At 72.0% G+C, this 18,594-nt stretch carries 20 protein-coding genes; 5 read left to right on the plus strand and 15 right to left on the minus strand.

Features of this window, described 5'->3' with window-relative positions; translation table 11 throughout:
- Window positions 1-89: 89 nt before the first annotated feature.
- Window positions 90-323, minus strand: coding sequence for a glutaredoxin family protein (locus EDD29_RS39615; RefSeq protein WP_123669302.1), 234 nt, complete (start codon window positions 321-323; stop codon window positions 90-92).
- Window positions 320-1,573: a putative quinol monooxygenase gene (locus EDD29_RS39620; protein WP_148086247.1), complete on the minus strand. Its 1,254-nt coding sequence runs from the start codon at window positions 1,571-1,573 to the stop codon at window positions 320-322. Before EDD29_RS39620 ends, EDD29_RS39615 begins: the two co-directional genes overlap by 4 nt.
- 180 nt (window positions 1,574-1,753) lie before the next feature.
- Between EDD29_RS39620 and EDD29_RS39625 the strand changes: the two genes are divergently transcribed.
- Window positions 1,754-2,332, plus strand: coding sequence for a sigma-70 family RNA polymerase sigma factor (locus tag EDD29_RS39625; protein WP_123669304.1), 579 nt, complete (start codon window positions 1,754-1,756; stop codon window positions 2,330-2,332).
- A gap of 129 nt (window positions 2,333-2,461) precedes the next feature.
- Entirely contained in the window at window positions 2,462-3,331 is an 870-nt protein-coding gene (locus tag EDD29_RS39630; protein WP_123670971.1) for an HAD family hydrolase, read from the plus strand.
- 28 nt (window positions 3,332-3,359) lie between these two features.
- On the opposite strand, the gene EDD29_RS39635 is transcribed toward EDD29_RS39630, so the two are convergent.
- From EDD29_RS39635 to EDD29_RS39660, 6 genes are all read right to left on the minus strand, one after another.
- Entirely contained in the window at window positions 3,360-4,286 is a 927-nt protein-coding gene (locus tag EDD29_RS39635) for a lysophospholipid acyltransferase family protein (RefSeq protein WP_123669305.1), read from the minus strand.
- Window positions 4,286-5,338, minus strand: a complete 1,053-nt coding sequence (locus EDD29_RS39640) for an NAD-dependent epimerase/dehydratase family protein (protein WP_246053240.1) — start codon at window positions 5,336-5,338, stop codon at window positions 4,286-4,288. Before EDD29_RS39640 ends, EDD29_RS39635 begins: the two co-directional genes overlap by 1 nt.
- Window positions 5,339-5,383: 45 nt before the next feature.
- Window positions 5,384-5,482, minus strand: a complete 99-nt coding sequence (locus EDD29_RS39645; protein WP_012854759.1) for a 30S ribosomal protein bS22 — start codon at window positions 5,480-5,482, stop codon at window positions 5,384-5,386.
- A gap of 183 nt (window positions 5,483-5,665) precedes the next feature.
- Window positions 5,666-5,869: a helix-turn-helix domain-containing protein gene (locus tag EDD29_RS39650; protein WP_123669307.1), complete on the minus strand. Its 204-nt coding sequence runs from the start codon at window positions 5,867-5,869 to the stop codon at window positions 5,666-5,668.
- Between the two features lie 109 nt (window positions 5,870-5,978).
- Complete coding sequence (locus tag EDD29_RS39655) at window positions 5,979-6,791, minus strand: phosphatase (protein WP_123669308.1); 813 nt, start codon at window positions 6,789-6,791, stop codon at window positions 5,979-5,981.
- Window positions 6,788-7,948, minus strand: a complete 1,161-nt coding sequence (locus tag EDD29_RS39660; RefSeq protein ID WP_123669309.1) for an acetoin utilization protein AcuC — start codon at window positions 7,946-7,948, stop codon at window positions 6,788-6,790. Before EDD29_RS39660 ends, EDD29_RS39655 begins: the two co-directional genes overlap by 4 nt.
- 156 nt (window positions 7,949-8,104) lie before the next feature.
- Between EDD29_RS39660 and EDD29_RS39665 the strand changes: the two genes are divergently transcribed.
- Window positions 8,105-9,124, plus strand: a complete 1,020-nt coding sequence (locus tag EDD29_RS39665; protein WP_123669310.1) for an alpha/beta hydrolase — start codon at window positions 8,105-8,107, stop codon at window positions 9,122-9,124.
- Between the two features lie 10 nt (window positions 9,125-9,134).
- Here the strand turns inward: EDD29_RS39665 and EDD29_RS39670 are convergent, their stop codons facing one another.
- The 6 genes from EDD29_RS39670 to EDD29_RS39705 form a co-directional block, all read right to left on the minus strand.
- Window positions 9,135-10,316, minus strand: coding sequence for an ABC transporter permease (locus EDD29_RS39670; protein ID WP_123669311.1), 1,182 nt, complete (start codon window positions 10,314-10,316; stop codon window positions 9,135-9,137).
- Complete coding sequence (locus EDD29_RS39675; RefSeq protein ID WP_123669312.1) at window positions 10,313-11,014, minus strand: ABC transporter ATP-binding protein; 702 nt, start codon at window positions 11,012-11,014, stop codon at window positions 10,313-10,315. The genes EDD29_RS39670 and EDD29_RS39675 overlap by 4 nt, the downstream gene beginning before the upstream one ends.
- On the minus strand, window positions 11,011-12,342 hold the full coding sequence (locus tag EDD29_RS46010; RefSeq protein WP_246053639.1) for an efflux RND transporter periplasmic adaptor subunit: 1,332 nt from the start codon (window positions 12,340-12,342) through the stop codon (window positions 11,011-11,013). Before EDD29_RS46010 ends, EDD29_RS39675 begins: the two co-directional genes overlap by 4 nt.
- 87 nt (window positions 12,343-12,429) lie before the next feature.
- Window positions 12,430-13,224, minus strand: a complete 795-nt coding sequence (gene proC / locus EDD29_RS39695) for a pyrroline-5-carboxylate reductase (RefSeq protein WP_123669313.1) — start codon at window positions 13,222-13,224, stop codon at window positions 12,430-12,432.
- A gap of 76 nt (window positions 13,225-13,300) precedes the next feature.
- On the minus strand, window positions 13,301-14,203 hold the full coding sequence (locus EDD29_RS39700) for a proline dehydrogenase family protein (RefSeq protein WP_123669314.1): 903 nt from the start codon (window positions 14,201-14,203) through the stop codon (window positions 13,301-13,303).
- A 112-nt stretch (window positions 14,204-14,315) separates the two neighbouring features.
- The gene (locus tag EDD29_RS39705; RefSeq protein WP_246053241.1) at window positions 14,316-15,188 is read right to left on the minus strand and encodes a sugar phosphate isomerase/epimerase family protein; all 873 of its coding nucleotides are present in this window, start codon (window positions 15,186-15,188) and stop codon (window positions 14,316-14,318) included.
- Window positions 15,189-15,306: 118 nt separating this feature from the next.
- On the opposite strand from EDD29_RS39705, the gene EDD29_RS39710 reads away from it, so the two are divergent.
- Both EDD29_RS39710 and EDD29_RS39715 read left to right on the plus strand, forming a co-directional pair.
- The gene (locus EDD29_RS39710) at window positions 15,307-16,002 is read left to right on the plus strand and encodes a class I SAM-dependent methyltransferase (RefSeq protein ID WP_170201872.1); all 696 of its coding nucleotides are present in this window, start codon (window positions 15,307-15,309) and stop codon (window positions 16,000-16,002) included.
- Between the two features lie 55 nt (window positions 16,003-16,057).
- Window positions 16,058-17,095, plus strand: coding sequence for an alpha/beta fold hydrolase (locus tag EDD29_RS39715; protein ID WP_246053242.1), 1,038 nt, complete (start codon window positions 16,058-16,060; stop codon window positions 17,093-17,095).
- A gap of 325 nt (window positions 17,096-17,420) precedes the next feature.
- Here EDD29_RS39715 and disA read toward each other — a convergent pair whose 3' ends face one another.
- A complete protein-coding gene (gene disA, locus EDD29_RS39720) occupies window positions 17,421-18,491 on the minus strand; it encodes a DNA integrity scanning diadenylate cyclase DisA (protein WP_123669316.1) in 1,071 nt (356 codons plus the stop codon).
- Window positions 18,492-18,594 lie beyond the last annotated feature (103 nt).

Consider the following 18,594-nt stretch of genomic DNA (forward strand, 5'->3'; position numbering starts at 1 on the left):
CGAATGCACAAAGTCGGGAAATCCGCCTCCGAGCGGTTGCCGCTGGTGGGGAACGCCGACCGGCCCGGAAGGTGTGACGGACGAGACATTCACCTAGAGGCTAGCGCGCGCCTCAAACGATCTTCATCCACCCGCCAGAAGTCGATCTGGCGGCCGTCGACCAAGGTCACGGGGATGTGGTCGTGGTACTCGCGCAGCAGCGCCTCGTCCTGGGTGATGTCCTTCTCCTCCCAGGACTCGGCGCAGTCGGCCGCCACCCGCTCGATCACCGCGCGGGCGTCGTCGCACAGATGGCAGCCGGGCCGGGAGAGCAGGGTGATCAACGCAGCACCGGGAGGCTGCCGCCGGTCAGCTTCAGGTCGATGACGTTGGTGGCGAGCACGTGGGTGCGGCTCTCGCCGTGGAAGCGGTGCACGTACGGGCGGCCCTGGTGCTCGTTGTAGGAGGCCCGGTCGCGGAAGAGCTGGTAGGAGATGCGCTGCGTCGGCGCGCCCTCGACCTCGTGGCAGGTGAAGATCAGGATGCCGTCCTCGGCGCGCACGGCCTCGCCGATGAGCTGGTTGACCTGCCGGTCGAACGCCTGCTCCCGGCCGTCCAGCAGGGTGTAGACGACGATCTGGCCGTACGGGCCCATCGGCGGCTGCGCCGGCTGCGGGGGCGGGGTGGCGTACCAGTCGTCGGGCGCGACGGGGCCGGTGGACTGCATCGGCGGCATCGCCTGGGTGGGCGGCCCGGCCGGCGGCTGCGGCGGCATCGGGCGCTGGCCGGTGTGCCTGCCCCCCTGCTGCGGCGGCATCGGCGGCTGGGGCGGCTCCGGCCTGCGCATGCCCTGGGTGTTGCGCGGGGGCTGCTGGTGCGGGCGGTGCGGCGGGTCGAAGGCCATCTCGTCCTCGGCTTCCTGTTCGGCTTCGGCGTCTTCTGCGTCGTCCTCGGCGGACTCGGCCGTCGTCTTGGAGGCGGCGAAGAAGATCAGCCCCGCCGCGGCGGCCAGTCCGACGATCTTAAGCAGACCGGGCAGCCAGCCGACGGCGATCACGTTGATCATTCCCGCGACGGTGGCGAGCGCCGCGGGCAGCATCAGCGGGTAGGCGCTCTTGTCGCGGTTCTGCGTGCGCACCACGGTGGTGGCGACGCCCGCGATGAGCGCGAGCACCGTCAGCACGGTCGCCCCGGTGAGCAGGCTCCCGGGCAGCACGCCGTAGACGTCGCCGGGGTTGGGCAGGCCGCTTTCGGGGGTCGAGCTCGTCGACAGCGGGTCGAGCACCAGCACGACGAGGGCGACCAGCCCGTAGGAGATGCCGACCAGCCGGGCGGCGAACCTCACCTGGACCGGCTTGGCGGTCAGCTCGATCAGCCCGACCGCGGTGGCCAAGGGGGCGAGCAGCCCACCGGTGACGGCCATGAGCCGGAAGGCCCCGGCGCTGAAGCCGCCGAAGGAGCCCAGCGCCATGCCGGCGAGGCCCAGGGCCGTGAGGACCAGCGCACCGGACCACACGGCGAGGTGGGCCCGCCGCTCTTTGAGGGTGCTCTGCACCAGCAACCCGGCGCCCACGAGGGCTGCCAAAGTCGCCACCAGAGCCAGCATTCCTTCGACCATCGCGCCCCCATGGTGCCCGATGAACCGGGATGAGGCGTACCGAGAGGGCAATTTCTCACGGTTTTTCCATGTAACGCGGCATTGCCGGGATCTCCGGTGCTGCCTAGGCTGGGCCTTCGTGCCGCAGGTCACAGCCGCCCCCTAGGAGACCTCACCATGCACGCCCCCCTCCTGCCCGACCGGGCGCAGGCGCCGAGCCCCGAGGTGCTCGTCGAACGCGCGCGCAAAGGCTGCCGGGAGGCGTTCGGCGCCCTCTACGCCCAATACGCCGATCTCATCTACCGCTACGTCCACGCCCGCGTCGGCACGCATCCCCTCGCCGAGGACCTCACCAGCGAGACGTTCCTCCGGGCCCTGCGCCGCATCGGCGACTTCACCTGGCAGGGCCGCGACTTCGGCGCCTGGCTCGTGACGATCGCCCGCAACCTCGTCGCCGACCACTACAAGTCGGGCCGGTACCGGTGGGAGCTGAGCACGGACGATCCCCCCGAGACGCCCCTGGACGGTCCCGAAAGCGCCGTATTGGACTCCCTCGCCTACCAGACGCTCTTCCAGGCCGTCGGACGGCTCGGAGCCGATCAGCGGCTCTGCGTGGCGCTCCGCTTCCTCCAGGGCATGTCCGTCGCCGAGACCGCGGCGGTGATGGGCAAGAACACCGGCGCGGTCAAGGCGCTCCAGCACCGCGCCGTGCGGACCCTGGCCCGTACCCTGCCCCACGATCCGAGGTCCTGGTGACCGGGCCTCCGCGCCGCTTCGCGGGAGGTTCTGTGACGACCGTCCCCATTCGGCCCCGTCGGCTCGGAAACGGCGGGCGCCGTGGTTAGGCTCTGCGATAGGCGACGGGGAGCGGAGATGGTCATCGGCATGCGGCGTTTCTGGCACAAGCACGAGCACGACCCGGTCGACGCGGGCAAGGCGGCCGTCGACGCCGTCGAGCGCCTGCCGCTCGCGGCCGATCCCACGGCGGCCGCCTTCTTCGACGTCGACAACACGATGATGCGCGGCGCGTCGATCTACCACTTCGCCCGCGGCCTCGCCAAGCGCCGGATGTTCACCACCAAGGACCTCCTGCTGTTCGCCTGGGGCCAGGCGGTCTTCCGGGCGCGCGGCACCGAGAACGCCGACCACATCGGCACCGCCCGCGAGACCGCGCTCGGCTTCGTCGCCGGCAAGTCCGTGGAGGAACTCGTCACCCTCTGCGAGGAGATCTACGACGACGTCATGGAGGACCGGATCTGGCAGGGCACCCGCAGCCTCGCCATGAGCCACCTCGACGCCGGGCAGCAGGTCTGGCTGGTCACCGCGACCCCCGTGGAGATCGCCCGGGTCATCGCCCGCAGGCTCGGCCTGACCGGCGCGCTCGGCACCGTCGCGGAGACCGTCGACGGCGTGTACACCGGCCGCCTCGTCGGGAACCTCCTGCACGGGCCCGCCAAGGCGGAGGCCGTGCGCGCGCTCGCCGAGCGGGAGGGCCTCGACCTGTCACGCTGCGCGGCCTACAGCGACTCCGCCAACGACCTGCCCATGCTGACCACCGTCGGGCACCCGCACGCCGTCAACCCCGACGGGGAACTGCGGGACCGCGCCAAGGCCGACGACTGGCCCGTCCACGACTTCCGCACCGGCCGCAAGGTCGCCCTGGTGACCCTGCCCGCCGCCGCGGGCGCGGGCGCGCTCGCCGGGGGCGTCGCCGCCGGGATCGCGCTGCGCCGGCACTACCGCACCCCGGTGTGAGCCGGGTCCGCCGCGCGGTCGAGCCCCGCTAGAAGGCGGGGCCGCGACGCAGCAGCAGGTCGTAGACCATCTGCTGGACGGTCTCGCGCACCCGGTCGGTCAGCTCGTAGACCACCATCGGGTCGTCGGCCTGCTCGGGGTCGTAGTCGTCGACGCCGATCGGCTCGCCGACCTGGATCATCCACTTCGACGGCAGCGGCACCACGCCGAGCGGGCCGAGCCATGGGAAGGTCGGCGTCACCGGGAAGTACGGGAACCCGAGAAGACGCGCGAGCGGCTTGATGTCGCCGATCTTCGGATAGATCTCCTCGGCCCCCACGATGGCCGTCGGGATGATCGGGACGCGGCTGCGCATGGCCGTCGCGGCGAAGCCTCCCCGGCCGAACCGCTGGAGCCGGTAGCGCTCGCTGAAAGGCTTGCCGACGCCTTTGAAGCCCTCCGGGAACACGCCGACGAGCTCGCCCTTGGCCAGCAGCCGCAGCGCGTCGGGCGGGGTGGCGAGGGTGTGCCCCGACTTGCGGGACAGATGCCCGAGGAACGGCACCTGGTAGACGAGGTCCGCGCCGAGCAGCCGAAGATGCCGGTCGAGGGAGTCGCGCAGCCCGACCTGGAGCATGATCGCGTCCAGCGGGAGGACGCCGGAGTGGTTGGCGGCCAGGAGCGCGCCGCCGGTGTCGGGGACGTTGTCCAGGCCGTGCAGCTCCACCCGGAACCAGTGCTTGTAGAACAGCCGGGCCATCGGCACGAGGACGGAGTCGGTGAAGTCCTGGTCGTAGCCGAACTCGTCGATCTCGTAGTCCCCGGCGACGCGGCGGCGCAGGAACGCCAGCCCGGACGCGACGGCCCGCTCCAGCGAGCCCCGCTCGTCCTCCGGCTCGCGGTAGCCGTGCAGCGGGATCACCCGGGCCATCGGCGCGGCGGCGTCGGCGCCGTCCTTGCCGTTCTCAGCGTTCATCACCGTGCGGAACCCCCGCCCCCCGGGCCGTGGGGCAGACCCGCGGTGAGCATGTCGAAGAGGCCCAGCGGGAACTCGTTGCCGAGCCCGTGGGCCTGCGCGAATTCGGCGAAGGCGGCGGCGGTGTCGTACTTGGGCCGCCACCCCAGCTCCGCCGCGAGCCGGTCGGTGTCGACGACCCGCCCGTAGGTGAGCCAGCGCTGGAGCTCACTGGAGAAACCGGGCAGCGTGCCCGCGCGGCGTCCCGCGTCGCCGACCAGCGCGTAGGCGGACGAAGGCAGCGGGACCGCGGCGCGCCCCGCCCTGCGCAGGCACTGCGACAGCAGCAGCACACCGTCGCCCGCGACGTTGAAGACCCCGGGATGGTCCTCGGCGGTCATCCGCCGCAGGACCTCCACGCCGTCGTCCTCGTGCAGGAACTGGAGGCGCGGGTCGTAGCCGAGCACCGTCGGGACCGCCGGCATGCGCAGCACCCGGGTCAGCGGCGAGTCGACGCCCGCGCCGAGGAAGTTCACGAACCGCAGCACCGACACGACGAGGTCGGACCTGCGCCGTTGCAGTCCGCGCACATAGCCCTCGACCTCGGCCGCGTCCTTGGCATAGCCGGAGACCGGTGGCTCCACCGGCTCGGTGTCCTCGGTGAAGACCGCGGGATCGCGCGGTGAGGAGCCGTACACCGCCGCGGAGGAGCGCACGACCAGCTTGCGCATGTGCGGTGAGCGCTGACAGGCCGCGAGCAGCTGCATCGCGCCGATGACGTTGATCTCCTTGGCGGCGGCGCGCTGCCCCGACGGAGACGTCACCAGGCTGAGGTGCACGACGGTGTCGACCTCGGCCGTGTCGATCACCTTGGCGATGCTCGGGGTGCGGATGTCCACCCGGACGAACTCGGTACGTCCGAGCTGATGCGCCGGCGGCACCGTGTCGACGCCGATGACCCGTTCGATCGCCGGATCGGCTTGCAGGGTGTTCGCGACCCGCGCGCCTAGGAACCTGGAGACACCGGTGACCAGAACGACACGGGCCGCGCCCGAGGCACGCAAAGAAGACACTGTGCGGCCCACCCCTCACGGCTGGCAGTAGCGGCGAGCTGCGACTTACTTCTTGTTGCGGCGCTGCACGCGGGTCTTCTTCAGCAGCTTGCGGTGCTTCTTCTTCGCCATCCGCTTACGGCGCTTCTTGATAACAGAACCCACGAAACCTCACTCAGACGATCCCCGGCCATCGTCCGGATGGCCGTTGCGGGGTGTGCAGGACGGGCCGCTAGACAGCGGTCCGGCGCCTAACACTACCGGTGGTCGTCCTTTGAGTAGTACCGGCGGCCTTTCGGCCGCCGGTGTCGGTGGTGTCCCCGTCCCCGTAACCCGGGTCTGCCCGGACTACCCGGCCTCGATGTAGGCCTCTCGCAGGTAGTCGTGGACGGCCTGCTCGGGGACCCGGAACGAGCGCCCGACCCGGATGGCCGGTAGTTCGCCCGAGTGCACGAGCCGATAGACGGTCATCTTGGACACCCGCATCACCGACGCCACCTCGGCGACGGTCAGGAACCTCACCTCACTGAGGGGTCGTTCGCCTGCGCCCATGGGTCGCCCTCTCACACACGTGCCGCGCACCTGCCCTTCGGGTGACTTCGATCACCGCACGTGTTCTTCATCCAGCGTAAATCGCGTACCGCAAGTCGCAAGGGGTTCTTCAGGCCGACAGGTCCGCGCGGGCCATCAGGTAGCGCGTCAGGGGGGTGTAGTGCCGGGGGAGCACGAAGTCGTCGAGCGGCACACAGACCTCTATTTTCCCCAGGACATGCCCCGCGAACAGGGCGGGATCATTGCAGTCGGCGAATCCGACGGTCGAAACGCCCGCCTCTCCCGCCGCGCCCGCCCACCCGTGGTCGGCGATGACCAGATCCGGCCAATACCGGGATTCGTCTGCGAGGTTTGCCAACATCGCCTCCATGGGAGCCGAGTGGTGCGTGTGCCGCAACTCGTCATCGCCCTCCAGCGCGGCGACGCCCTTGTTGTACTGGATCGTCCGGATTTCCGGGCCGTATCTTCCCTCGTCGGAGAGGTAGGACCACCCTTCGGCGGGCGTCGGGACGGTGCAGCCCGCGGCGCGCAACGCGTCGGCGAGCGGGACGTACAGGACGTCGAGGAGCGCGCCGGGGTGGCCGGTGGCCAGCAGGACGGTGGACCCCGCACGGGCCGCCTCACCGATCCGGTCGCCCATCGCGTCAAGGGCGTCGAGGGTGCGCTCAACGTCGATGGTGTCGTCGCCGTACCAGTGGGAGAGGTCGGGGCTCGTCCCGGCGAGGCCGGCCATCATGGCGACGGTCTCCTCGTACGTCCAGGGGCCGAGGTCGAGGCCGAACTGGTAGTACGGGTCGCCCTCGGCCATCTTCCTGAAGTGGCGGAGGTTGTTCTGCCGGGGCGTCGCGACGTCCCCGGCGATGTAGTGGCGCAGGAGATGCGCGCGCAGTTCGTCCCTCGACGGCGCACCGGGGCCGGTCACACCGGGAGCAGTCCGTGCTCCGGGAAGACCGCCTTGCGCGTCGCCAGAATCGCCTGGTCGATCGGATTGGCCGGGTCGAAGCCCTCGCCCCACGTCTGCACCTCCACCTGGAATCCATCGGTCATCGCCTTGGGGGCGATCTCCCCGGTGCGCTCCAGCGCATAGGCCCGCCAGTCCTCGGGACAGGCGGTCTGCGGCGCGAGAGGCCGCCCGGAAGCTTCGGCCAGCAGGTGCGTCCACGCCCGCGGCACCACCCTGACGAGCTCGTAGCCACCGCCCCCGGTGAGCACCCACCGGCCGCCCGCCGTCTCGTGGGCGAGCCGGTGCAGCTCCGCGTAGATGGCGCGCTGCCCGTCGATGCTCAGGGACAGATGGGCGAGCGGGTCCTGCACATGGGTGTCGCAGCCCTGCTGGGTCACCAGGACCTGGGGCCGGAACGCCTCGAGGAGCTGGGGCACGACGCCCTGGAACGCGCGCATCCAGGCGCGGTCTCCCGTGCCCGGCGGCAGCGCGACGTTCACCGCGGTGCCCTCCGCGCCGGTCTCGTGCGGGAACCCCGTGCCGGGGAACAGCGTCCTGGGCGACTCGTGCAGGCTGATGGTGAGGACGCGGGGATCGTCGTAGAAGGCCTTCTGGACGCCGTCGCCGTGGTGCACGTCGACGTCGACGTAGGCGACCCGGTGGGCGCCGTGCTCCAGCAGCCAGGCGATCGCCACGGCCGGGTCGTTGTAGACGCAGAAGCCCGCCGCGGCGTCCGGCATCGCGTGGTGGAGGCCGCCCGCGATGTTCGCCGCGTGCGGGACCTCCCCGTCCCACACCGCGCGCGCGGCGGCCACCGAGGCCCCGACGACGAGCGCGGACGCCTCGTGCATGCCCTCGAAGATCGGATTGTCGGCGGTGCCGAGCCCGTAGCGGAAGTCCGGCTTGAGCGCGTGTCCCGCGGTCTTGACCGCCTCCATGTAGCCGCGATCATGGACCAGCGAGATGAGACCGTCACCGGCCGAGGTGAACCCGGCGACCTCGGTGTGGTCGAGGACCCCGAGGGCGCGGGCGAGGCGCATCGTCAGGTCCACCCGGACCGGATTGAGCGGGTGGGTGGGGCCGAAGTCGTAGGACAACAGCTTCTCATCCCAGTAGACCCGCAGATCGCCGCTCATCTGATCACTCCGCCGCATCGTGAACCGCACCGACGGTCCCACCGTAGCGCGCTATACGGAGAGTTACCTGGAGCGTACCAATTTGACGCTTTTCGTAGGGTAACTCTGTTGTCAGAATGGGTAACCTTTAACAAAGCGGAAACACCTGGGGTGCACATGGCCGAGGACCTCGTCTCATCGGTGCCTGCGCCGCTCTCCCGCGACCCGCAGTGGGAGTGGCGCCCGAGCGTTCAGAGCCGTGTGCTCGGCGGCGCCCTGCGCCTCACCATGCGCCCGCTGATCCACCACGCCCCCAGCCGCCCCCTGCCGATCCGGGTCGCCCGCCGCGCCCTGGACCGGGCCGCGGGCCTCATGCCGACCGACCGGCGCGTCCGGGTCGAACGGGTGCGCGACCCGCACCTGCGGACCGGGCACGTCATGCGCGGCGAGTGGATCATCCCCGACTCCGCCGACGCCCCCGAATCCGGCGCGGTGCTCTACCTGCACGGCGGCGGCTACATCCTCTGCTCCCCGCAGACCCACCGCCCCCTGACCACCCGGGTCGCGCTCGACACGGGGCTGCCCGTCCTCGTCCCCAACTACCGGCTCGCCCCCGAGCACCCCTTCCCCGCCGCCCTCGACGACGCGCTCGCCGCCTACCGGTGGCTGCTGGAGCGCGGCCACGACAGGGTCGTGATCATGGGCGACTCCGCAGGCGGCCACCTGGCCGCCAGCCTCGCCGGGGAGATCGCGCGGACCGGGCTGGCCGAACCCGCGGGCGTCGTCCTGTACTCGCCGTGGGTGGACCTCTCGTGCGAGCTGTCCGTGCCCGCCGACAAGGACGTCAAGGACGCCTTCATCAGCCCGTTCGCGGCCCGCCGCGTCGGCCGCCTCGTCGCCGGACGAGAGATCGACCCCCGGCTGCACCTGCTCACCGCCGACTGGGCCGCCCTCCCGCCCGTTCTCATCCAGGTCGGCGGCGCCGAGGTCCTCCGCCCCGAGGCCGAAGAGCTCGCCCGCCTCCTCACCGCCGCCGGCGGCCGCGTCGACCTCCAGATCTGGGCCGGCCAGATGCACGTCTTCCAGCTCCTCAACCGCTTCCTCCCCGACGCCGACGAGGCGATGCGCGAAACCGCCGCCTTCATCACCGACGCCCTCGCCGCCCCCGACCAGGGCGACCTCACCATCGTCGCCTGACCGTCCGAAGTCAGTCCGCGCGCAGGGCCACCACCGGGTCCAGGCGGCCGGCGCGGCGGGCGGGCATGACGCCGAAGAAGACGCCTACGCCGGCTGAGACGCCGAAGGCGAGGGCCGGGGACCACCAGGCGATGGCGGCGGGGACCGGGGACAGGGCGGCGATGGCCAGGGCGGTGCCGGCGCCCAGGAGGATGCCGGTGAGGCCGCCGACCGAGGTGAGGAGCACCGCCTCCACGAGGAACTGGCCCAGGACGTCGCGCTGGCGGGCGCCGAGCGCCTTGCGCAGGCCGATCTCGCGGGTGCGCTCGCGCACGCTCACCAGCATGATGTTGGAGACGCCGACCCCTCCGACCAGCAGGGAGATCGCGGCGATCGCCGCGAGGACCGCGGTGAGCGCGTCGAGGACGGTGCCGATCGTGCCGAGCAGCTGCGTCTGGGTCACCGCGGAGAACCGCTCGCCCGGGTGCGCGCCCTCCAGCGCGCCGACGATCCGCGGCTGGAGCCCCGGCACCGCCGCGGCGTCGGGCGCGCGCACGGCCACCAGATCGACCCGGGTGACGCCGAGGAGCCGGTGCGCGGTCGTCAGGGGGACCTGCACCTCGGCGTCACGGGACTGACCGAACGTCTGGCCGACCGGCGCGAACACCCCGACGACCCGGAACCGCGCGCCCGAGACCGTCACCTGCCTGCCGATCGGGTCGACGTCGCCGAACAGCCGGGCCGCGGCGTCCGGGCCGAGGACGGCGACGCGCCGGGCCGTCTCCACGTCGATCTCCGACAGGTACCTGCCCTTGTCCAGCGGCCGGTCGAAGACGCGCAGGCCGTTCTCGTCGGCGCCGGTGAGCGTGGTGAACAGCTCCGCGCGGCCGTTGCGCACGCTCTCCCCGGACGTCAGCGCGGCCGTGACGGCGTCCTGACCCGCCACGTCGCGCAGCAGCGCCACGTCGTCGGCGGTCATCCGGCTGACGGTCGGGGCCGAGCCGAGCCCGAACTCGCCGGGCACCACGAAGATGATGTTCGAACCGAGCCCCTCGATCTCGCCCTCCACCATGTCGCGCGCGCCGCCGCCGATCGCGACGAGCACGACCACCGCCCACACCCCGATGACGACGCCGAGCATGGTGAGCAGGCTGCGCATCCGGTTGACCCGCAGCGCCTCGAAGGCGACCGCGAACAGCTCGCGCGTCCTCACGCGTCCCCCGCGCGCACGTCGGCCTCGATCAGCCCGTCGCGCACGTGGACCCGGCGCGGGGCGCGTTCGGCGACGTCGGGCTCGTGCGTCACCAGCACGACCGCCGCGCCGGTCTCGGCGTTCAGCCGCTCCAGCAGGTCCATCACCTCGTGGCCGGTGCGGGTGTCGAGGTTGCCGGTCGGCTCGTCGGCGAGGACGAGGCGCGGCCCGCCGACGAGCGCCCGAGCGATCGCGACCCGCTGCTGCTCGCCGCCGGACAGCTGGTTCGGCCGGTGCCCGAGCCGGTGGCCGAGCCCGACCGTCTCCAGCGCGGCGGCGGCCCGCTCCCGCCGCTCGGCCTTGGGCACGCCGCGGTAGGCGAGCGGCAGTCCTACGTTGTCGAGAGCGCTGGTGCGGGCCAGCAGGTGGAACGACTGGAAGACGAAGCCGATGTGCGCGTTGCGCAGCTCGGCGAGCTCGTCGGGGCTCAGCCCGGCCACGTCCCGCCCGGCGACGCGCAGGGTGCCGGAGCTGGGCCGGTCCAGCGCGCCGAGCAAATGCATAAGGGTGGATTTGCCCGATCCGGAGGGACCGAGGATGGCCGCGTACTCGCCTTGGTCGATCCGCAGGCTCACCCCCTTGAGCGCCTGCACGCTGACGCCGTCCAGCTCGTAGGTGCGGGTGACGTCCACGGCCTCCAAGGCGGGCGGTTCGCTCACTTCAGATCCTGTCCCGCCTCAACGGAGTCGGCCCCTGAGACGACGACCCGGTCGCCCTCCTTGAGCCCGGAGACGACCTCGGCCGTCCCGTCGCCCTCCGCGCCGAGCGTCACGATCCGCCGTACGGCCTTCCCCCCGTCGTCCACCCAGACGACGCTGTCCCTGCCGCTGCTCACGACGGCGGCCACGGGGACGACAAGGACGTCGGCCACCTCCCGGACGGTGATGCGGACGACCGCGCTCATCCCCGGCTTCGGCTCGGGCGCCTCGGCCCCGTCCGGGAGCCTCCCTTCGGCCAGGTCCAACTGCACCTGGTAGGTGACGCCGCCTCCGGAGCCCGCCTTCGGGGTCACGCCTACGCTGTACACCTTCGCGGCGTAGACGGCCTCGGGAAGGGCGTCGAAGTCGGCGGCCGCCGTACTCCCGCGCTCCACCTTGAGGATGTCGGACTCGTCGATGTCGGCCGAGATGCGCAGCTCCGACACATCGGTGACGGTGATCACCGCGGCCCCGGACGTCACGGGGGCGCCGACCGCGACGGCCGAGCCGTCGGTGGCCGCGCCCGGCACCGCGAGGTCCCCGGTGAGCCCGGCGATCTCGGCGGGGAGCAACCCGGAGAGCGCGTCGTTGCCGCCGCCGGACGGGCCGCCGAGGCTCACCACCCCGGCGAACGGCGCGCGCAGCACGAGCCCGTCCACGGTCCTGCGGGCCGCCTTCACCGCGGCCTGGGTCTGCACCCGGCTCGCCGCGCCGATCGACGACAGCGCGGCCGTCACCCCGCCGATGCCCGCGTTCAGCCGGTCCACCGCGGCCTCCGCGGCGCCCGCCGCGGAGGCGTAGTCGCCCTCGGCCTGGGTGATCTCGGCGAGGGCCTTGGCGCGCTCCTTCGGGTCCTCGATCGCCATCGCGGCCTGCCTTGCCTTCTTGAACCCGCGCTCGGCGATCGCGTCGATCTCGTCCTTGAAGTCGGCGATCGCGAGCCCGGTCGGCGGCGCGACCCCGTCCGCGGCCTTCCGGTCGGCCTCCTCGGCCTGGTCGAGCTGCTCCCGGGCGGTCGGCGAGGAGATCCGGGCGAGGACCTGCCCTTCCTTGACCCGGTCGCCGTCCCGGACGCGCAAGCGCGCGACGGTCCCCTCCGCGGGACTGCGAAGAGTCGCGTTCGCCTTCGCCGTCAGGGTCGCGGGCGCCTCGACGGTCTCGGCGACCGCACCGCGCTCGACCGTGCCGAGCCTGATCCGGGCACCGTCGTCCCCGTCGCCCGAGCAGCCGCTCAGGGACACGAGCACGCAGGTGAAAGCAAGCGCCGGGGGGATGAAACGCCGCATCATCACCAGCGCATGCTAGGGCCGCAGGCCCGGCACGGCCGTTGGGTCCCCCACAAAGGGGTCCCCCTACGCGAAATCGGCGGGTACGGCTCAGCCGCCGGCGAGTTCACGGCCCCGGTTGCGGGCCGCCTCGATCGCCTCGAGGACCGCCGCGCGCACGCCGTGCCGCTCCAGCTCGCGGATCGCCGCGATCGTCGTGCCGCCCGGCGAGGTGACGGCCTCGCGCAGCAGCACCGGATGCTCGCCGGAGTCGCGCAGCATGACCGCCGCGCCGACCGCCGACTGGATCACCATGTCCAGCGCCGCCGCCCGCGGCATCCCCAGCAGGATGCCCGCGTCGACCATCGCCTCGACCAGGTAGTAGAAGTAGGCGGGCCCGGAGCCCGACAGGGCCGTCGCGGCGTCCTGGAGCGACTCGGGGATGCGGGTGACCTTGCCGACGGGCTCCAGCAGCTCCTCGGCGAGGCGCAGGTGCTCCTCGGTCGCGTGCGACCCGGCCGAGATGACGCTCATCGCCTCGTCCACCAGCACCGGCGTGTTCGACATGACGCGCACGACCGGCGCGTCGGAGCCGATCCGCTCCTCGATGAAGCCCGAGGTGATGCCCGCGGCCATCGAGACCACGAGGGTCGAGGAGGCGATGTGCCCGCCGACCTCCGCCAGCAGCGCGCCCATGTCCTGCGGCTTGACCGCCAGAACCAGCACCGACGCCTTCGCCGCGGCCTCGGCGTTCGCCACCGCGACGACGCCGTACCGCTCGTGCAGCAGCCTGGCGCGCTCGGGCCGCCGGGCCGTCACCAGCACCTCCGCCGAGCCCCGCCCCGCCCGGAGCAGTCCGGAGAGCAGGGCCTCGCCCATCTTGCCGGTACCGAGTATCGCGATCATCACACACCTGACCTGGTCATGCGCTGGGGAGTAAGCCGGACGCTCCAGCCTAGTGCGACCCGGGGGTGCCTCCCGTTCAGGAGGGCGCCCCGCGCAGCAGATGGCGCAGGTCGGCGGGGTGCTCGGCCATCCGGCGCATCACGTAGGGGTACCAGTTGCTTCCGTAAGGCACGTAGACGCGCATCCGGGCGCCCTCCTCGGTGAGGCGCTTCTGCTCGTCCTGGCGGACGCCGTAGAACATCTGGTACTCGAAGGAGTCGTACGGCCTGTCGTGGATGACGCGCAGGGCGTCGACGATCTCCAGCAGGCGCGGGTCGTGGGTGGCGACCATCGGGTAGCCCTCCCCCGCCATCAGGACGCGCAGGCACCTGACGAACGACTTGTCGATCTCGTCCCGGTCGGCGAAGGCGACGTCGGCGGGTGCGGGGAAAGAGCCCTTGCAGAGACGGACCCGCGATTCCGCGTGGGAGTACTCCGCGCAGTACTCCTCCGACCTGCGCAGCGCCGACTGGATCGCGACGCCCGTCAGCGGGTAGCCGAACCGGAGTCCCTCCACGACGCGCAGGACCGCCTCGACGCCGGTGTGCTCCTCCATGTCGACGGTGACCGTCGTGCCCGCCGCGGCCGCCGCCTCGCAGATCCGCTCCGCGCACGTGTAGGCGAGCCCCTCGTCGAAGCCGACGCCCAGGGCCGTCAGCCGCAAGGACACATCGGCGCCTTCGGGCAGTTCCTCGAGCAGCCGCTCGTAGGCCAGGACCGTCGCCTCGGCCTCGGCCCGGTCGGTGACGTCGGCGCCGAGCCGGTCGATGCTCACCAGCAGCCCCTCGCTCCGCAGGATCCGGGTCGCGAGCAGCACCTCCCCGACCGTCTCCCCCGCGACGTACCGCCCCGCCGCGGCGCGCGCCGACGGCATCCGTTCGACGGCCTTGCGCAGGAGCCCGCCCCGTCGCGAGGCGGCCTGCAGTGTCCGGCGCAGCATCGGGTCCCCCTCCCCATGACGCACTCCCCGCAGACCAGCCTAAGCCGAGGTCACGGCGTCCGTCCGGGCGGCGTGGCGCAAGATCAGGAGGCCCGCACCGCGGATCCCGTCGTCACCGGCCCGGCTGGCGGGAGATCTCCCCGGAGGCCGAGACCTCCCAGGTGCGGCTCGCCGCCAGATGCAGCCGCGCGAACGCCAGGGCCTCGGCGAGGTCCTCCACCCGCTCCGACCGAGAGGTCACCTTGCGGGTGTTGACCTCCAGCACCACATGACCCTGGAAGCCCTGGAGGGCGAGCCGCTCCAGCATCTCCCCGCAGGGCTGGGTGCCCCGGCCCGGGACCAGGTGCTCGTCCTTGTTGGGGATGCCCACGCCGTCGGCGAGGTGCAGATGACGCAGCCGCTCGCCGAACTTGTCGGCCATCGCCATCGGATCGCTGCCCGAGACCGCGGTGTGCGACATGTCCAGGGTGAGGAACGGGTAGTCGTAGCCGCTCGGATCCCAGTGCGGGGAGTACATGCCGAGCTCGGTGCCGCGGGCCTTGGCGGGGAACATGTTCTCGACCGCGAAGATCACATCGGTCTCGTCCTGCATCCGGGCGAGTCCCACCTCGAACTCCCGGGCGTACTCGCGCTGCCAGCGGAACGGCGGATGCACCACGACGACCTCGGCCCCGAGCTGCTCGGCGATGTCCTTCGAGCGCATCAGCTTCACCCAGGGGTCCCGGCCCCACACCATCTGGGTGAACAGCAGGCAGGGCGCGTGGATCGACTTGATCGGCATCTGGTGGTACTCCGACAGCCGCCGGAGCACGTTCAGGTCCTGTGAGGCCGCGTCCAGGGTCACCATGACCTCTACGCCGTCATAACCCAGCCAGGAGGCCGTCTCGAACGCGCTCGGCACCTTCTCCGGGTACACCGAGGCCGTCGAAAGAGTGATCGGGGCGTCCGGCACCCTGATCAACTTGGCTATGTCGTTACGGGACAAGGCTGCGCCTCCCTGGCCGTTCCTAGCAGTGAAAGCCTATGCGCTTTCTCGGGCGGACGTGCGCAGCGGTGGCGCGAAGCACAAGGTCCCGGCCGCCGCGGTTACCCTCGGTGGCGTGATGGAGATCGCCGCGGGCGCCGTCCCGAGCCCGAACATCTGGAACACGCCGCAGATCTACGAGATCGAGAACCGGGCCGTCGACCCCGACGGGCTGCTGGCCGAGGCGATGTGGCGGATCCGCCCCTGGGACGGGGCGACGGTCCTGGACCTGGGCTGCGGAACGGGCTTCCACCTGCCCTTCTTCGCCGAACGGGCGGGCCGGGTCGTCGGTGTCGAACCGCATTCCGGCCTGGTCTCCGGGGCGCGGCGGCGCGTCGAGGGGCTCGGCAACGTGACCGTGCGGCAGGGCTCGGCCCAGGCGATCCCGCTGCCCGACGCGTCGGTGGACGTCGTGCACGCTCGGTGGGCCTACTTCTTCGGGCCCGGCTGCGAACCCGGCCTCCGCGAGCTGAACCGGGTCGTGCGCCGCGGCGGCACCGCCATGGTGATCGACAACGACGCCACCCGCTCGACCTTCGGCGGCTGGTTCCGGCAGTGGCTCCCGGCCTACGACCCCGAGGCCGTCGAACGGTTCTGGGCGCGCCAGGGGTTCACCCGGGAGCCCGTGCTCATCCGCTGGTCGTTCGGCTCGCGCGCCGATCTCGCGGCGGTCTTGGGCATCGAGTTCCCTGCGGAGCTCGCCGCGCGTTTCCTGGAGGAGGCGCCCGGCCTCGAGGTGGACTACGCGGTCAACGTCTGGCACCGGGGGTACTGAGCGCTTCCCATTGCTGGACAAGATGTATAACAATGCGGGAAGAGGAGGTCGATCCATGAGCCGTCGCACCTTGATGTGGGCAGCCGCCGCCCTCGGCGCCGCCACCGCCGGAGCCGGCGTCGCGGGCGCCGCAGCCCAGCGGCACGCCGCCCGCCGTCTCGCCCTGCGCCCCGACCCGTACGCCGGCGAGCCGCTCGGCGGCCGCCGCGGCGCCCCGGTGCGGGTCACCGCCGACGACGGGACGGTCCTGCACGCCGAGATCGACAACCCCGACCGCGACGACGTCGCGATCGTCTTCTGCCACGGGTGGACCCTCACCGGGGACTCCTGGCACTTCCAGCGCGAGGCCCTCCAGGACGCGGGCCGGGTCGTCGTCTGGGACCAGCGCGGCCACGGCAGGTCCGAATCGGCCGCGCACGGCACCTATGGGCTGCCCCAGCTCGGCCACGACCTGCGCGCGGTGATCGACGCGACGGTGCCCGAGCACACCCCGGTCGTCCTCGTCGGGCACTCGATGGGCGGCATGACGATCATGCGCTTCGCCGACGCCTACCCCGAGCTGATCGGCTCCAGGATCAAGGGCGCGGCCCTGGTCTGCACCTCCAGCGGCGGCCTCGGCGAGGTCACCCTCGGCCTCCCCGCCGTCCTCGCCCGGGTCAGCCGCCGGGTCCTGCCCGCCGGCCTGCGCGCCGCCACCCCGCGCGTCCTGCCCTTCGAGGGCCTGCGCAAGCGCGGCCGCACCGCCTCCCTGATCGTCGAGGACCTCCTCGCCTTCGGCCCCGACGCCAGCCCCACGGCGGTCCGCTTCGCGGAGGAGATGATGGCCGCCACCCGCCTGGACGCCCTCACCGGCTTCCTCCACTCCATGCTCACCACCTCCGAGATCTCCCCCTGCACCCCCCTCGCCGACATCGAGACCCTGATCGTCGCCGCCGAGAACGACCGCCTCACCCCCGTCGAGCACAGCCTCACCATCGCCACCAAGTGCCCCAAGGCCCGCCTCGAGGTCATCCCCACCGCCGGTCACATGGCCATGCTCGAACGCCCCACCCCCCTCTCCGACAACCTCCAGGACCTCCTCACCCGCATCTAGCCCCGAGCCCCGGTCCCTCCCCCGGACCCGTTTCCGACAACCCCCAGAACCTCCTCACCCGCATCCAGCCCCGAGCCCCCGGGCCCCGCCCGGGACCCGTTTCCGGCGACCTCCAGGGCCTTCTCACCCGCATCCAGCCCCCGAGCCCTCCTCAGGACCCCGGCAGCCCCTCTCGGGACCCCGTTTCGGGACGCCCGGCTTCTGGCGCCCTCCTGGGCTCCTCGGGGCCCGGAGGCCCGGCCGAGGCCGACGGACCCTCCCGACCCTGCGGACGCCCGCCGGCGCTCCCGCCCCGAACGCAGGTCGGGGCAAGGGGAGCGCCGAGCTACACGTAGCGTTCGAGGATGCTGGACTCGGCGAGGCGGGAGAGGCCCTCCCGGACGGAGCGGGCGCGGGATTCGCCCACACCGTCGACGGCCTGGAGGTCGTCGGTGGTGGCGGCGAGGAGCTTCTGGAGGCCGCCGAAGTGCTCGACGAGGCGTTCGACGACGGTGTTGGGGAGCCGGGGGACCTTGGCCAGGAGGCGGTAGCCCTTGGGGCTGACGGGCAGGTCGAGGGCGTCGGAGCCGGTGAAGTCCATGGTGCGGGCGACGTCGCCGAGGTCGATGAGGTCTGAGGCGCTGAGCGCGTCGAGGGCCTCGAGCACCTCGGTGACCGGCCGCTGGCTGGGCCGGTAGTCCCGGATGATGAGCTCGCGCTCCTCTTCGACGCCGGAGACGAGCTCGTCGAGCTGGAGGGACAGAAGCCGCCCGTCGGTGCCGAGTTCGACGACATAGCCGTCGATCTCATCGGCGATCCGGCGGACCATCTCCAGCCGCTGCACGACCGCGGTGACGTCCCGGACCGTGACGAGATCCTCGATCTCCAGGGCCGACAGGGTGCCGGAGACCTCGTCGAGCCGCAGCTTGTACCGCTCAAGGGTGGCGAGCGCCTGGTTGGCCTTGGACAGGATCGCCGCGGAGTCCTCAAGGACATAGCGTCCATCGAGGTACAGCGCGATGATCCGCATCGACTGGCTCACCGTGATGACCGGGTGGCCGGTCTGCTTGGCGACGCGCTCGGCGGTGCGGTGCCGGGTGCCGGACTCCTCGGTCGGGATGCCCGGATCCGGCACGAGGTGCACCGCGGCCCGGACGATCCTGGTGCACGAGGAGTCCACCACGATCGCGCCGTCCATCTTGGCGAGTTCACGCAGCCGGGTCGCGGAGAACTCCACGTCCAGCTCGAAACCGCCGGTGCACAGCTCCTGCACCAGCTTGTCGTAGCCGAGCACGATCAAGCCCCCGGTGTGGCCGCGCAAGATGCGCTCCAGCCCATCGCGTAGCTGTGTCCCCGGAGCCACCGCGCCAAGGGTCGTTCGGCGTCGGTCGTCGACGGTCTTCTCTGTTGCTGGCACTGGACCCCCGCAGGTCGCCGGTCGTCAGAGGGGACGCGGCCGGACCGGAAGATCTCCACCGTTCTGCGCCCCTGGGAAGAGATTCGGGCGAAGACAGTTTACC

The organism is Actinocorallia herbida, from assembly GCF_003751225.1.
GTDB lineage: Bacteria > Actinomycetota > Actinomycetes > Streptosporangiales > Streptosporangiaceae > Actinocorallia > Actinocorallia herbida.